Raw genomic sequence first — 14,269 nt, forward strand, 5'->3', positions numbered from 1 at the left:
ACCCCGCGCGGGACAGCAGGAAGGCCGGCCAGGCGGACGGAAGGGCTCCGGCCACCCGGCGGGCCGGTCGGGCCGTGCGTCAGCCGCCCAGTTCCTGGTGGCGGGCGGCGAGGCGGGCCGCGCCGTCCTCGGTGAGGGAGCCGAACAGCCGCAGGCGGGAGATGCCGCCGTCGGGGAAGATGTCCACGCGCGCGTGCGTGCCGACGGCCTCCTCGGGGAGCACGAAACGGTGGTTCGTGTCGGGTTGCAGGCGGGTGCGGGGCAGGATCTCGCGCCACTCGCCGTCCTCGCCGTCGCGTACGGAGACCGAGGCCCAGCCGGCCGCGTTGCCCTTCAGGCAGGCCGTGTCGATCTCCAGCGCGCGGATCGCGGAGCGGCCGGCCAGGCCGTAGGAGATCCAGTCGTGGCCCTGGTCGCGGCGGCGGCGCGTCTCCCAGCCGTCGTCCATCTTGCGGGAGCGGCCCGGCTGGATGGTGTTGGTGGCCGGCGAGTAGAAGAGGTTGGAGGCGTCCTCGACCCGGCCGCCGTTCTCCAGCGCGACCACGTCGAAGGTGCCGAGCGCGGCGAGCCAGGCGGGGTCCGGGACGACCTCGCCGTACACCCGCAGGCGGGCGATGCCGCCGTCGGGGTGCTGGTTGACGCGGAGGTGGGTGAAGCGCTGCTCGGCGTCGACCGCGAAGCCGTTGGCGGCGTGGCCGCCGACGGCGGTACGGGGGACGAGCGTCGTCCACTTCACGTCGTCGGCGAGGAGGGCCCCGGGCGACGGGGAACCCGGCACCGAGGTGGCCTCGACCGACACGGCCTGCGGGTAGTTGCCGCGGAAGTGGGCGGTGTCGACGACGATGCCGCGGATCACCCCGGGCGCGCCGAGGCGGACCAGCGCCCAGTCGTGGTCGTCGGCGGTGGGCCAGGGGTGCTCGGCGGAGGCGCCGCGGCGGCGGCGGGTCTCCCAGCCGTCCATGACCTTGCCCTTGTGGCCGAAGTGCTCGGGGTCGAACTCGGCCCGCTCGGGCACCAGCAGGTTCTCGCGCTGGGCGAAGAACTCGTCGTTGGCGGCGATGACACCGGCGCCGAGCCGCCGGTCGGCGAGGTCGGCGAGGTGGGTGAAGGGGAAGTCGGCGGTGCGGTAGTCCGCGTACGGGTCGCCGCCCGCGTAGGGGTTCGCGTCGCCGGTGAACATCGAGGTCGCCGTCACGGTGATCAGTTCTGCCTTTCGGTCGTCGGGCACGGTCGGGAGAGGGTCAGGGGGTGCGGGAGAGGAGCCGTCCCTTCGGTTCGGTGAACGCGCCCTCGTGCACGACGCGTCGGCCGCGCAGCCAGGTGGACTTCACGACGCCGTACAGGGTGCGGCCCGCGTACGCGGTGACGCGGTTGCGGTGCTGGAGGTCGGCCGGGTCGACGGTGAACGTCTCGTCGGGGGCGAGGACCGCGAAGTCGGCGTCGCGGCCCGCCTCGATGGCGCCCTTGCCGGTCAGTCCGACCAGGGCGGCGGTGCGCGCGGACATCCAGCGGACGACGTCCTCCAGGGAGTGGCCGCGGGCGCGGGCGGCGGTCCACATGGCCGGCAGGCTGAGCTGGAGGCCGGAGATGCCGCCCCAGGCGGTGGCGAAGTCGTCGGTCTTGAGGTCGGCGGTGGACGGCGAGTGGTCGGTGACCACGCAGTCGATGGTGCCGTCGGCCAGCGCCTGCCACAGCAGGTCCTGGTTGGCGGCCTCGCGGATGGGCGGACAGCACTTGAACTCGCTGGCGCCGTCCGGGACTTCCTCGGCGGTCAGGGTGAGGTAGTGGGGGCAGGTCTCGACGGTGAGGCGGACGCCCTCGGCCCTGGCCTCGGCGATCAGCGGGAGCGCGTCGCTGGAGGACAGGTGCAGGACGTGGACGCGGGCGTCGAACCGTTTCGCCTGGGCGATGAGGGCGGCAATGGCGGTGTTCTCGGCGTCGCGCGGGCGGCTGGCGAGGAAGTTCCGGTAGTGCGGGCCGCCCTGCTGCGGGGCGGCGGCCAGGTGGTGCGGGTCCTCGGCGTGCACGATCAGCAGGCCGCCGAAGGAGGAGATCTCGGCCAGGGAGCGGGCGAGCTGCTCGTGGTCGAGGTGCGGGAACTCGTCCACGCCCGACGGGGAGAGGAACGCCTTGAAGCCGAAGACGCCGGCCTCGTGCAGCGGGCGCAGGTCGGGCACGTTGTCCGGGAGCGCGCCGCCCCAGAAGCCGACGTCGACGTGGGCCTTGTCGGCGGCGACCTTCCGCTTGGTCTCCAGGTGGTCGACGGTGGTGGTGGGCGGGAGGGAGTTGAGCGGCATGTCGACGAGGGTGGTGACGCCGCCGGCCGCGGCGGCCCGGGTGGCGGTCCAGAAGCCCTCCCACTCGGTGCGGCCGGGGTCGTTGACGTGCACGTGGGTGTCGACCAGGCCGGGCAGGACGACGTGGTCGCCGACGTCCTCGACGCGGGCACCGGCCGGGACGGGGGCGTCGTACGGCAGGACGGCCGTGATCGTCTCCCCGGTCACCTGGATCGACGCGGCGCGCGTCCCCTCGGGTGTGACGACCCGTGTGGAACGCAGCACCAGTTCAGCTCCGGACACCCGAACCCCTCTCGCTGTATACGTGTTAACCGCCACGTAACGGACTTCAACGTTCTGTTGAAGGAGCTTCCCTCCGCCTCCCGCGCGCCGTCAAGGGGCACCGCGCGCCGGGGGCCGGCGCGCGATGGAACCTCTAGACGTTTCCACAAAGCGGAATTACTATTTCGACAAGCAGAACGTAGCTATGCACAAGCAGGGAGTCAACCGGCCGCCGGGTAGGCTTCTGCCCTCCCGTCCGCCCCGAAAGGAACGCGCCGTGCCGACGTCCAGCGCCAGCACCACCGACTCCGCCAGGCCCGCCGCGAGCGGCGGCGTCCAGTCCCTGGAGCGCGCCTTCGACCTGCTCGAACGGATGGCGGACGCGGGCGGCGAGGTCGGCCTCAGCGAGCTGTCCGCGAGCAGCGGACTGCCGCTGCCCACCATCCACCGCCTGATGCGCACCCTGGTGGCCTGCGGGTACGTCCGTCAGCAGCCCAACCGGCGGTACGCGCTCGGGCCTCGGCTGATCCGGCTCGGCGAGTCGGCGTCCCGGCTGCTCGGCACCTGGGCGCGCCCCCATCTCGCCCGGCTGGTCGAGGTAACCGGCGAGACGGCGAACATGGCGCTGCTGGACGGCGACGAGATCGTGTACGTGGCCCAGGTGCCGTCCAAGCACTCGATGCGGATGTTCACCGAGGTCGGCCGGCGGGTGCTGCCGCACTCCACCGGCGTGGGCAAGGCGCTGCTCGCCTCCTTCCCGCCGGAGGAGGTACGGGCGCTGCTGGCCCGCACCGGGATGCCCGCCGCGACGGAGAAGACGATCACCACGCCGGACGGGTTCCTCGCGGCGCTGGAAGAGGTCCGGCGGCAGGGGTACGCGATCGACGACAACGAGCAGGAGATCGGGGTGCGTTGCCTGGCCGTGTCCGTGCCCGACTCCCCCACCGCCGCGGCCATCTCGATCTCCGGCCCGGCCGGCCGGGTCACCGAGGCCGCGACCGCCACCATCGTGCCGGTCCTGCGGCAGGTGGCGGCGGAGCTGTCGGAGACCCTCCTCGCCTCCGGGCACGGCGGCCCGGCCGCCTGACCGGGGCGCCCCCGCGCCTCGACGGCGCTGCGGCGCGGCGGCTCAGCGGCGCGGCGGCTCAGCGGCGCGGCGACGCGGCGGCTCTCCGAAGAGTTCGACCGCGTGCCGGACCTCCGTCAGCCCGGCCGACAGGGCGCTGACCGAGCCGATCGCGCCGGCGAGCAGCAGCAGGGAGCGCCGCAGCCGCGGCACCTCCGGCACGCCGTCCGCCGCCATGGCGGCGAGACCGGCCAGCTCCTCCTCGGCGATGCCCCGGTCCGGGAACTCCGCGGGCAACGCGGCGAGCAGCCGGCGCAGCCGGGCCACCGCGGTCCGCAACTCCCGCACCCGCACGTCCTCTTCACCGGCGGCCACGCGCTCCTGACCCACGTCCGCGGTCGCTCGCTCCCGGCCCGCGCCCGCGGTCGTCCGTTCCCGTCCCACGCCGTCGGCCATGCGCTCCCGCCCCACGCCACGCAACACGGTCCCTCCCCCTCGCACGCCGTTGTGCGCCCTCTCGTGCTTCATTCCCCTTGCCCCCTGATGGCGCCCGCATCCCCGAGGACGCTGGTGGGCGCCGGGGGGACGCGGGTCAGTAAACGCCACCCCGGCGGGCCCGCGCCACAGCGCAGGCCGAAAACAAGTCCCCCGAAACCCGGCGCCCGCCGGGGTGTCGGCCGCGCGCTCCGGTATGCAGGACCCATGACGGAGTACGAAGACCAGGTCATCGCCCTGCTGCTCGCGGCGGGCGGCGGGCGGCGCCTCGGCGGACGCCCCAAGGCCCTGCTGGAACACCGTGGCCGCCCCCTGGCCGAGCATGCGGTGCGCACCCTGCGCGCGGGTGGCTGCGCCCGCGTGCACGTCGTGCTGGGGGCGCGAGCCGATGACGTACGCGCGCGGGCGGCGCTGGACGGGTGCGTGGTGGTGGAGAACCCGGAGTGGGAGCGGGGCATGGGGTCGTCCCTGCGGGCCGGTCTCCAGTCGCTGGCCGGGACGGGCGCCCGGGGGGCGCTGGTCTGCCTGGTGGACCAGCCCGGCATCGGCGCGGAGGCGGTGGCCCGGGTCCGGGGCGCCTTCCGGGACGCGGCGACGCTCGCCTCGGCCGCGTACGCCGGTGTCCGGGGGCATCCGGTGCTGCTCGGCGCGGACCACTGGGCGGGGGTGGCCGCGGCGGCCGAGGGCGACCGGGGGGCGCGGGCCTACCTCAAGGAGCACGCGCGGGAGATCACGCTCGTGGAGTGCGGTGACGTGGCGCGGCCCTACGACATCGACACCGAGGCGGATCTCGTCCACCTCGGGCAAGGGCGCCCCGGACAGGAGAACCCCGGGCGGAGGAGCCCGGGGCGGAGGAGCCCGGGGCGGAGGGAGTGAACCACGCGGTATCTCGACATCAACAAACCATTGAACTTCCACCATGAGGAAACTACTATCCGTTGTGCTACTCCGTGATCAGAAGTGCCTGTGCCTCAGAAGTGCCTGTGCCTGTTCGAAGGAAGTGACAGCTCATGTCCGCACCAGCGCCGTCTCCGCTGGCCATCGTCGACGCCGAGCCCCTGCCCCGGCAGGAGGAGGTCCTCACGGACGCGGCCCTCGCCTTCCTGGCCGAGCTGCACCGCCGGTTCACCCCCCGGCGTGACGAACTCCTCGCCCGCCGCGCCGAGCGCCGCGCCGAGATCGCCCGCACCTGCACGCTGGACTTCCTCCCGGAGACCGCCGCGATCCGCGCGGACGACTCCTGGAAGGTCGCCCCGGCCCCCGCCGCGCTGAACGACCGCCGGGTGGAGATCACCGGCCCCACCGACCGCAAGATGACCATCAACGCGCTGAACTCCGGCGCCAGGGTCTGGCTCGCCGACTTCGAGGACGCCTCGGCCCCCACCTGGGAGAACGTCGTCCTCGGCCAGCTCAACCTGATCGACGCCTACACCCGGAACATCGACTTCACCGACCCGAGGTCCGGCAAGACGTACGCGCTCAAGGCCGCCGACGAACTCGCCACGGTCGTCATGCGCCCCCGCGGCTGGCACCTGGACGAGCGTCACCTCCGGCTCGACGGCCGCCCCGTCCCCGGCGCCCTGGTCGACTTCGGCCTGTACTTCTTCCACAACGCGCGGCGCCTGCTGGACCTCGGCAAGGGCCCGTACTTCTACCTCCCGAAGACGGAGTCCCACCTGGAGGCCCGCCTCTGGAACGAGATCTTCGTCTTCGCGCAGGACTACGCCGGCATTCCGCAGGGCACGGTCCGCGCCACCGTCCTGATCGAGACGATCACCGCCGCGTACGAGATGGAGGAGATCCTCTACGAACTGCGCGACCACGCCTCCGGGCTGAACGCCGGGCGCTGGGACTACCTCTTCTCCATCGTCAAGAACTTCCGTGACGGCGGCGCCCGGTTCGTGCTCCCGGACCGCAACGCGGTCACGATGACCGCCCCCTTCATGCGGGCGTACACCGAACTCCTCGTGCGCACCTGCCACAAGCGCGGCGCGCACGCGATCGGCGGCATGGCGGCGTTCATCCCGTCCCGCAAGGACCCCGAGGTCAACAAGGTGGCCTTCGAGAAGGTCCGCGCCGACAAGGACCGCGAGGCGAACGACGGCTTCGACGGCTCCTGGGTCGCCCACCCCGACCTGGTCCCGATCGCCATGGAGTCCTTCGACAAGGTCCTCGGCGACAAGCCGAACCAGAAGGACCGCCTGCGCGAGGACGTCGACGTCAAGGCGGCCGACCTGATCGCCATCGACTCCCTGGACGCCAGGCCGACGTACGCGGGTCTGGTCAACGCCGTCCAGGTCGGCATCCGCTACATCGAGGCGTGGCTGCGCGGCCTCGGCGCGGTCGCCATCTTCAACCTCATGGAGGACGCGGCCACCGCCGAGATCTCCCGCTCCCAGATCTGGCAGTGGATCAACGCCGGTGTCGTCCTGGACAACGGCGAGCCGGTCACCGCCGAACTGGCCCGCGAGGTCGCCGCCGGGGAACTGGCGGGCATCCGCGCGGAGATCGGCGACGAGGCGTTCGCGGCCGGCAACTGGCAGCAGGCCCACGACCTGCTGCTGACGGTCGCCCTCGACGAGGACTACGCCGACTTCCTGACCCTGCCGGCGTACGAGCAGCTCAAGGGCTGAGTCACCGGCCGGTCTTCTCCGAGTGGCCCAGGGTCCTGCCCGGGGCCACTCGGTCGCGTACGGCCTTCTTGACGGCCGTCGGCTCCGGGAAGCCGTGCTCCCGGCGGTCCCAGACGACCTCGCCGGCGGCCCGGACGACGAAGACGCCCCCGGTGCCGGGCTTCAGCGCCACCTCGGTCAGCTCCGCCTCGAAGGTGGTGAGCAGTTCCTGCGCCAGCCAGGCCGCCCTCGGCAGCCAGCGGCACTGGGTGCAGTACTCGATCTCCACGCGCCGCTCGTCGTCCGTCATCCGCCGTGTCCTTCCTGTCGGTCCGTCTTCCCGCCGGTGCCGCCGCCCAGGTGGACCGACCAGTCCTGGGCCGCTCCCGGTTTGCCGTGCAGGTCGGGGACGCGTTTGAGCCAGTCCGGACGGCCCCGCCGGGTGCGCTCCGCCCGGCGGGCGTCCTCGGCGGCGAGTTCGTCCCCGGTGGGGAAGTCGGTGGGGAGCCAGGCCGCGGAGGCCCGGACGCGCGCGTACAGGTGGTCGACGTAGGCCCGGCGTACGTCGTCGGGGCCGGCGAAGCCCTCCTCGGCGGCGAGCCAGGCGTCCGGGACCTCGGCGGCGATCCCGCGCAGCAGCCCCTCGGTGACCCTCGGCGCCAGTTCCGCGTCGGCGGCCCGCACGTCGGGGGCGTAGCGGCCGAGGGCGTGGTGGCGGAAGTCGTACGCCTTGGCGGGGTCCGCGCTCTCCCACCGGTGGTGGAAGACGAGGGCGGCGCCGTGGTCGATCAGCCAGAGCCGGGGCGGGACGGTGCCGAGGGTCGGCCAGATCATCAGGTTCGAGCTGTGCACCGTCCGGTCGACGTTGGCGGTGAGGGCGTCGAACCAGACGATCCGCCCCGCCTCCACCGGGTCGACCGGGAAGGTCCGGGCGGCCTCGGGGGTGAAGTCGACGGCGCCCGGGAGATGGTCCATGCCCAGGTTGACGCCGGCGCTGGCCCGGTGGAGTTCGCGCACCTCCTGGTGCGGCTCGTCCGCGGCGATCACCGGGTCGAAGCCGACCAGCACCAGCTCGGGGAAGCGCAGCCCCAGCGCCCGCGCCAGCTCCCCGACGATCACCTCGGCGACCAGCGCCCTGCGGCCCTGCGCGGAGCCGGTGAACTTCACCACGTAGGTCCCGAGGTCGTCGGCCTCGACGACGGCGGGGACGGAGCCGCCGGTGGTGAGGGGTTCGATGTAGCGGGTGGCGGTGACGTGCCTCAGCATTCCTGAACCCGAACCGCCCACTTGGCCTTGCGTTCCACGACCACTCCTTGAACCGCTCATCGGGTGAGTCCGTCCGGGATCAGCCATGGGGAGGATCTGGGGAGTTCGGACCGGCATGCTGCCTCCCGTCCTCTCCAGCAGTGCGTCGACGGCCCTGCGCCCCTTGCTCCCGGCCTCCGGCATGAAGTGTGCATAGTAACCGAGGGTGATCGCCGGTGAGGAGTGCCCCGGCCGACGGGCCGACGTCACCACCGACTCGCCCTCCTCCAGCATGATCGACGCGGAGGTGTGCCGCGGCACGTGGAACCGCCCTGCGGGGCCGCTTCCCCCTGCCACCGCCTCGTCCCCTCGGCCTGGGGCCGGATGACGCCGGCCTTGGCCGGCGCGGGCTTCTTGTGTGCAAGTGTTCCACGCGTTCACCGCGATGACGTCGCCGAAGGTACCTGACCACGCCCGCGGGGGCCCGTCCGGGAGTCGTCATCCGCGCCTTCATGGTCGAGACCGGCATGCGCACCGCCTCGAAGGAGGGGGCGCGGGCCGACTGCGGTGACGGACGCGACTGCCTGCCGGGCGCGGCGCGGGCTCCCGGGCTGTTATCGGGTCCGCGCCTCAGCTCGTCCTGTTCCATCGCTGGCGGTCAACGGCGCACGTGCGGCCCGAAACCCGTGCGGCCCGCCGGTTCCAGTCCCTCCTTCACGTGTCGCGGTGCTCGCCGACGCCGTACGCGAAGCGGGAGGTGAACACCCGGTCCACCCAGTCCTTGAGGATCGCGGGCATCGTGTTCCACCACAGCGGGAACGGGAAGACGAGCGTGTCGGCCCACAGCAGCTTCTCCTGCTCGGCGCGGACGTCCGGCGCGAGCGTTCCGGCGTCGAAGGCCCGGCTGCCCGAGTCCCGGGCGACCTTCAGCGGGCTCGATGTGTCGGGGCCGTAGTCCGTGGCGTCCACGACCGCCTTCCAGTTCATCGCATAGAGATCGCTCACCCGTACCTCGTGCCCGGCGGACTCCAGCGTGGAGACCGCGACATCCTTCAGCGAGCCGTTGAGCGACTTCGGCTCCGGGTGGGCGTAGACGATCGGCGTCTTCCTGGGAACTCCTTCGGATCGGATGCCTCCGATCCTGGGCGTCCCGCCGTCCGGCGTTCAGGGGCTCCTCATCCATCGGCCGGGACCTCCTGGTAACGGCGGGACCATCCTCACGGGCCCTGCCCAAGCCATGAGGCACATGGACGATCTCGCGGGCTTCCTGCGGACCCGGCGGTCCCGGGGCGACCCGGTGGCCGCCGGCATCCCCACCGACAGCCGCCGCCAGCGGTCGTGACCCGGCTGCTCAGGGCCGCCACGATCGAGATCGCCGCCCCGCCAGGGATCAGGAAGGGGCCGAGCTGGAGGGTGCTCAGGCCGGTGACGCTGGTCAGCACCAGCGGGACCATTACCAGCAGGCCGATCCCGTTGCCGACCAGGAAGACCGTTCCCATGGGGAACCGCCGCATCACGAATCCGCCGGCAGGGAAACACCGCGAGGGTCGCCGCCGTGGTGGCGGCGACCCGGTGCGCTGTCGTCGGGGGCGGATCCGCTCAGGCGCGGGTCCAGCGCTGGTTGCTCCCGTTCGCGCAGGTGTAGAGCTGGATCGGGCTGCCGTTGGCGGTGCCGGCGGCGTCGAGGCAGAGGCCGGACTGGACGCCGACGATGGTTCCGTCGGAGTTGAGGCGCCACTTCTGGTTGTCGCCGCCCCAGCAGCCGTAGATCTGGACCTTGGTGCCGCTGGCGGTGCCGGCGGCGTCCAGGCACTTGTCGCCGTACACCCTGAGTTCACCCGCGGTGGTGTACGTCCACTGCTGGTTGGTGCCGCTGTGGCAGTCCCACAGCTGGAGCTGGGTGCCGTCGGTGGTGCTGGTGCCGGGCACGTCCAGGCAGCGGCCCGAGCCGACGCCCTTGACCGGTCCGCCGTCCGTGGGGGGCGTGGAGGTACCGCCGTTCAGTGCGTTGAGGACGGCGGTGTAGGCGGGCTTCTTGCTGCCGTCGCCGTTGAACAGCAGCGGTGTGTCGCCCGATCGCCAGGAGTCGGTGTCGCGCACGCCCCAGACGGTGATGCCGAGGCAGCGCGGGACGGCCAGGCAGTCGTTGGTCACGTTGGCGTAGGTCGTGGCCGAGGCCCCCTGGATGTCGAGCTCGGTGATGGCCACGTCGACGCCGAGGGCGGCGAAGTTCTGCAGGGTGGTGCGGAAGTTGCTGTTGTAGGGGCTGCCGCTGTTGAAGTGGGACTGGAAGCCGACGCAGTCGATCGGGACGCCGCGCTGCTTGAAGTCCCGGACCATGTTGTACATGGCCTGGGTCTTGGCCCAGGTCCAGTTCTCGACGTTGTAGTCGTTGTAGCAGAGCTTGGCGGACGGGTCCGCGGCGCGCGCGGTGCGGAAGGCGACCTCGATCCAGTCGTTGCCGGTGCGCTGCAGGTTGGAGTCGCGCCGGGCGCCCGAACTGCCGTCGGCGAAGGCCTCGTTCACGACGTCCCACTGGGCGATCTTGCCCTTGTAGTGGGCCATCACGCCGTTGATGTGGTCGATCATCGCCTGGCGCAGCGCGCTGCCGCTGAGGCTCTGCATCCAGCCGGGCTGCTGGGAGTGCCAGGCCAGGGTGTGGCCGCGTACCTGCTTGCCGTTCTGCACCGCCCAGTTGTAGACCCGGTCGGCGGCGGTGAAGTTGAACTGGCCCCGCTGCGGTTCGGTGGCGTCGATCTTCATCTCGTTCTCGGCCGTGACCGAGTTGAACTCGCGGTTGGCGATCGTCGTGTACGCCGAGTCACCCAGCTTGCCCGAGGCGATGGCGGTACCGAAGTAGCGGCCGCTCTGCGCCGCCGCGGCGCCTAGTGTGCTCTCCGCCGCCTGGGCGGTCGGCGGCGCGACCAGTGCGGCGACCACCGCGAGGACGCCGACGAGCAGCGCCAGCAGCAGGCCGCGGGTCTTCCGGCGGACGGCCGGTCCGGCAAGGGCGTATGAGCCCATGACTGTGCCTCCAAGGTCGACATGAGGGAGGGAGGGACTGGAGTGTCTGGAGTGTCTGGAGTGCGGAGTGCGGAGTGCGGAGTGAGGGGGAGGGCGTGGGACGTCCGGTGGGCGCCGGGGACCCCTGTCAGTAGCCGTAGACCATCTTGTAGGCGACCTCGGGGAGGAACTGTCCGGCGGTGGAGCCGGTTCCGACGCCGCAGTTGCCGTCCGACTCGCCCGGGGTCTTGATCCACAGGAGCATCTCGGCGCCGCCGCCCGTCCGGGTGGGCGTGCCGATGCGGCGGCCCGCGGGGTTGCACCATTGCCCGTCGGAGCCGTTGCCGTTGCGGCTGGTGTCCACGACGAACGGCTTGGTGTAGCCGTAGCGGGCGCTGAGTTCGCTGTTGACGGCGTTGCCGTAGGCGGTGTTCTCGGCGGTGGTGAAGTAGTTCGAGACGTTGAGCGAGAAGCCGTGGGCCTGGCGGAGGCCGGCCTCGTGGAGGCGCCGGGCCATGGTCGCCGCGTCGGCCCAGCGCGGGTTGCCGGCGTCCATGTAGACCCAGGTGTTGGGGGCCTGGCGGGCGAACTGGGCGAGGGCGCCGGAGAGCATGGCTTCGCGTTCGTCGATCTGTGCCTGGGACATGCAGCCGTAGTCCCCCAGGGAGTCCGGTTCGAGGATGACGACGGCCGGGCGGGCCGCTATCCCGCCGGCGAACTGGGCGATCCAGTCGGCGTAGGCGGACGGCGACGCGGCTCCGCCGGCGGAGTGGCCGCCGCAGTAGTCGCGGTTGTAGATGTTGTAGGCGACGAGGAGCGGCAGCTTGTCCTGGCGGTCGGCCGCTCCGGCGTAGGCGCCCGTGGCGGTGCCGATGGTGCCGCTCCAGGAACCGAACCAGCGGGCCATCGGGGTGTTGGCGATCGAGGCGTTGATCGCGGCGGCCCGGCCGTCGCCGGGGTTGGCGGCCACCCACCTTTTCGCGCTGGAGTCGGGGTCCACATAGAACCCGCTGGTCATGGTGGTCGGGTCGGCCGCGTGGGCGGACGGTGCGGCGGCGAACGCCAGCGGCAGGGCGATGAGCGCTGCGGCCGAGGCGCGGAGTCTGCGGCGCATGACGGAACCTCGTTCTCCTGGGTCGGGGAGCGGGAAGCGCGGTGCCTGATTGATGCGGGCATGACAAGCGGAGCTGGCGGCATCCCGGTCTCGCGCGGAATGAGCAAGCTGCCGCACGTTCGGAATGCCGAATGCGGGACGGTCTGTCGAGCTTTCTGGATGATATGAGCCCAGCACGCGCCGTCAATCCTTCTCGCAGAATTCGCCCCGCATCCCGAAACATTCGGGGCCGATCGCGCCATCGAGAGGCCGGTGACCGAGCAATCCTGGCGGAAGTGTTGACAGCGCCAGCGACATCCCTAGGGTCCGTCGACATCCTTCGGATGATGAAGTTTCCGAATGCCGGTCGAAATTTCGAAGCGGGACCGCGTCCGTGACGGTCTCAGGGCCTGGCATGTGAACGACCGGACCGGGTACGCGCTGTTACGGCAGCTCACCCGCCCGCGTGCGGGGATGCGGCTGCCGGCGACCGGGGCCGTGCACCCGGCGGGGACACAAGTCGCAGAGGCCATCAGGAAGAGGACGCAGTGGACGATCCGTCGGTTGAGGAGTCAGCGGTGCGGGCGGTGGGCTGGGCGCGTTCGCTGCCGATGGACACCGGTCCGAAGGCCGCGCGCGACTGGGCACTCGGCCATCTGGAGACGATCGGCTGGACCTGTGACAGCCCGCAGCCGGTGGACGACGTGCTGCTGACCGTCTCGGAACTGGTCACCAACGCCCATGTGCACGCCCGTTCCACCGCCCGGCTCGTGATGACCTGGGACAGCCAGTGCCTGCACATCACGGTGCACGACGACAACCGGAACCTGCCCGAGCCCCAGGAGCCCAGCGGTGACCGCCCCGGCGGACGGGGCCTGCTGCTCGTGGAGGCCCTGGCGGACAGCTGGGAGGCCCGCCCCTGCCCCTACGGCAAGTCGGTCACCGCCTGCTTCCACCCGGTGACCGCCGCCGGCCGCGCCGACTGACGCGCGGCTCACCCGACGATCGCCCGACTCGCCTCTCCTGCCGGTCCCGGACGCGTGCGGCCGCGCGGCGCGGCGGCGCCCCGCGGTCAGCGCCGGTCAGCGCCTTAGGCGGTAGCGGACGTGGGCGATCTGCGAGGCGAAGGTGCGGCTCTCGACCAGTTCCAGGGCCACCCGGCGCTCGTCGTGAGGGAAGAAGGGGATGCCGCCGCCGACCAGTACGGGGTGGACCCTGATCAGGTACTCGTCGATCAGGTCGAGCGCGGCCGCCTCGGCGGCGAGGGTCGCGCCGCCGATCGCGATGGCGCCCTCCCCCGGTTCGGCCCGCAGCCGCTCGACCTCCTCGGCGAGACCGCCGCCGGCCAGGCGGGTGCCGGTGCCCCGCACCGACGTCAGCGTGCGGGAGAACACCACCTTGGGGAGGCTCTTCCAGAGCGCGGCGAACTCGCGCTCCGCGGCGTCGAGGGAGGGATCCCGGTCGGCGTTCTCCCAGTACAGCATCGTCTCGTAGAGGCGCCGTCCCAGCAGGTGGGCGCCGAGCCCGCGCACCTCGTCGGTGGCGAGGCGGAACACCTCCGCGTCGGGCACCGACCAGTCGAGACCGCCGTCCGGCCCGACGATGTACCCGTCGAGCGAGACACCCATCGAACAGGTCACGCCGCGCATCGCACGTCCCCTCTCGGTCGCAGGGTTCCGACCGTACGGCCTCCGGGCGTCGCGGGACGCGCGGTCACGTATGTTGACGCCCATGCAGTCCTACACGATCGGCCAGGCGGCACGGCTGCTCGGCGTCAGCCCCGACACCGCCCGCCGGTGGGCGGACGCGGGGCGGGTGGCCACGCACCGGGACGAGAGCGGACGGCGTCTCGTCGACGGCCGGGACCTGGCCGCCTTCTCCGTCGAACTCGCCCGGTCCGGTGACGACACCGGGGAGGCCGCCTCGTACACCTCCGCGCGCAACGCCTTCCCCGGCATCGTCACCGCCGTGAAGCTCGGCGACGTCGCGGCGCAGGTCGAGATCCAGGCGGGTCCGCACCGGCTGGTGTCGCTGCTGACCCGCGAGGCCGTGGAGGAACTCGGTCTGGAGGTCGGCATGGAGGCCACCGCCCGCGTGAAGTCGACCAACGTGCACATCGACCGCGCCTGAGCCGCCGCGTCCGTAGCAACGCACATGCCACCTTCACGGTCCGCCGGTCCCGCTGATGCGAACCCAC

General features: G+C 72.1%; 13 protein-coding genes and 2 pseudogenes. 6 read left to right on the forward strand and 9 right to left on the reverse strand.

The window, feature by feature from the left end; genetic code table 11:
- Nucleotides 1-79 precede the first annotated feature (79 nt).
- Both alc and allB read right to left on the reverse strand, forming a co-directional pair.
- Nucleotides 80-1,195: an allantoicase gene (gene alc / locus Sdagh_RS26410; RefSeq protein WP_189423061.1), complete on the reverse strand. Its 1,116-nt coding sequence runs from the start codon at nucleotides 1,193-1,195 to the stop codon at nucleotides 80-82.
- Between the two features lie 46 nt (nucleotides 1,196-1,241).
- Nucleotides 1,242-2,579: an allantoinase AllB gene (gene allB, locus Sdagh_RS26415; RefSeq protein WP_190077719.1), complete on the reverse strand. Its 1,338-nt coding sequence runs from the start codon at nucleotides 2,577-2,579 to the stop codon at nucleotides 1,242-1,244.
- Nucleotides 2,580-2,835: 256 nt separating this feature from the next.
- Here allB and Sdagh_RS26420 point away from each other — a divergent pair, with 256 nt between their 5' ends.
- Nucleotides 2,836-3,645, forward strand: a complete 810-nt coding sequence (locus Sdagh_RS26420; protein WP_189422984.1) for an IclR family transcriptional regulator — start codon at nucleotides 2,836-2,838, stop codon at nucleotides 3,643-3,645.
- Between the two features lie 42 nt (nucleotides 3,646-3,687).
- Here Sdagh_RS26420 and Sdagh_RS26425 read toward each other — a convergent pair whose 3' ends face one another.
- A complete protein-coding gene (locus tag Sdagh_RS26425; protein WP_189423059.1) occupies nucleotides 3,688-3,999 on the reverse strand; it encodes a DUF5955 family protein in 312 nt (103 codons plus the stop codon).
- 327 nt (nucleotides 4,000-4,326) lie between these two features.
- Here Sdagh_RS26425 and Sdagh_RS26430 point away from each other — a divergent pair, with 327 nt between their 5' ends.
- Both Sdagh_RS26430 and aceB read left to right on the forward strand, forming a co-directional pair.
- Nucleotides 4,327-4,995: a nucleotidyltransferase family protein gene (locus Sdagh_RS26430; protein ID WP_190077720.1), complete on the forward strand. Its 669-nt coding sequence runs from the start codon at nucleotides 4,327-4,329 to the stop codon at nucleotides 4,993-4,995.
- 134 nt (nucleotides 4,996-5,129) lie between these two features.
- Complete coding sequence (gene aceB, locus Sdagh_RS26435; RefSeq protein ID WP_189422981.1) at nucleotides 5,130-6,752, forward strand: malate synthase A; 1,623 nt, start codon at nucleotides 5,130-5,132, stop codon at nucleotides 6,750-6,752.
- 1 nt (nucleotide 6,753) lies between these two features.
- Here aceB and Sdagh_RS26440 read toward each other — a convergent pair whose 3' ends face one another.
- The 3 genes and pseudogenes from Sdagh_RS26440 to Sdagh_RS26450 form a co-directional block, all read right to left on the reverse strand.
- On the reverse strand, nucleotides 6,754-7,041 hold the full coding sequence (locus Sdagh_RS26440; protein ID WP_189422979.1) for an Rdx family protein: 288 nt from the start codon (nucleotides 7,039-7,041) through the stop codon (nucleotides 6,754-6,756).
- Nucleotides 7,038-7,997 (reverse strand): HipA family kinase, encoded by a 960-nt coding sequence (locus Sdagh_RS26445; RefSeq protein ID WP_190077721.1) that lies wholly within the window; start codon nucleotides 7,995-7,997, stop codon nucleotides 7,038-7,040. Before Sdagh_RS26445 ends, Sdagh_RS26440 begins: the two co-directional genes overlap by 4 nt.
- Nucleotides 7,998-8,693: 696 nt before the next feature.
- Nucleotides 8,694-9,107: pseudogene (locus tag Sdagh_RS26450) on the reverse strand (NAD(P)H-dependent oxidoreductase); the annotation flags it as partial.
- A gap of 115 nt (nucleotides 9,108-9,222) precedes the next feature.
- Here Sdagh_RS26450 and Sdagh_RS26455 point away from each other — a divergent pair.
- Nucleotides 9,223-9,309, forward strand: a pseudogene (locus Sdagh_RS26455) (XRE family transcriptional regulator); the annotation flags it as partial.
- Nucleotides 9,310-9,575: 266 nt separating this feature from the next.
- Here the strand turns inward: Sdagh_RS26455 and Sdagh_RS26460 are convergent.
- Nucleotides 9,576-11,000, reverse strand: coding sequence for an endo-1,4-beta-xylanase (locus Sdagh_RS26460; RefSeq protein ID WP_189422975.1), 1,425 nt, complete (start codon nucleotides 10,998-11,000; stop codon nucleotides 9,576-9,578).
- Between the two features lie 127 nt (nucleotides 11,001-11,127).
- Nucleotides 11,128-12,093: a glycoside hydrolase family 6 protein gene (locus Sdagh_RS26465; RefSeq protein ID WP_189422973.1), complete on the reverse strand. Its 966-nt coding sequence runs from the start codon at nucleotides 12,091-12,093 to the stop codon at nucleotides 11,128-11,130.
- A gap of 590 nt (nucleotides 12,094-12,683) precedes the next feature.
- On the opposite strand from Sdagh_RS26465, the gene Sdagh_RS26470 reads away from it, so the two are divergent.
- Nucleotides 12,684-13,058 (forward strand): ATP-binding protein, encoded by a 375-nt coding sequence (locus Sdagh_RS26470; RefSeq protein ID WP_189423057.1) that lies wholly within the window; start codon nucleotides 12,684-12,686, stop codon nucleotides 13,056-13,058.
- A gap of 96 nt (nucleotides 13,059-13,154) precedes the next feature.
- On the opposite strand, the gene Sdagh_RS26475 is transcribed toward Sdagh_RS26470, so the two are convergent.
- Nucleotides 13,155-13,721 (reverse strand): dihydrofolate reductase family protein, encoded by a 567-nt coding sequence (locus Sdagh_RS26475; protein WP_189422970.1) that lies wholly within the window; start codon nucleotides 13,719-13,721, stop codon nucleotides 13,155-13,157.
- 82 nt (nucleotides 13,722-13,803) lie between these two features.
- Between Sdagh_RS26475 and Sdagh_RS26480 the strand changes: the two genes are divergently transcribed.
- Complete coding sequence (locus Sdagh_RS26480) at nucleotides 13,804-14,202, forward strand: TOBE domain-containing protein (RefSeq protein WP_189422967.1); 399 nt, start codon at nucleotides 13,804-13,806, stop codon at nucleotides 14,200-14,202.
- Nucleotides 14,203-14,269 lie beyond the last annotated feature (67 nt).

Origin of the sequence: Streptomyces daghestanicus (assembly GCF_020521275.1) — a bacterium.
Lineage (GTDB): Bacteria > Actinomycetota > Actinomycetes > Streptomycetales > Streptomycetaceae > Streptomyces > Streptomyces griseoviridis.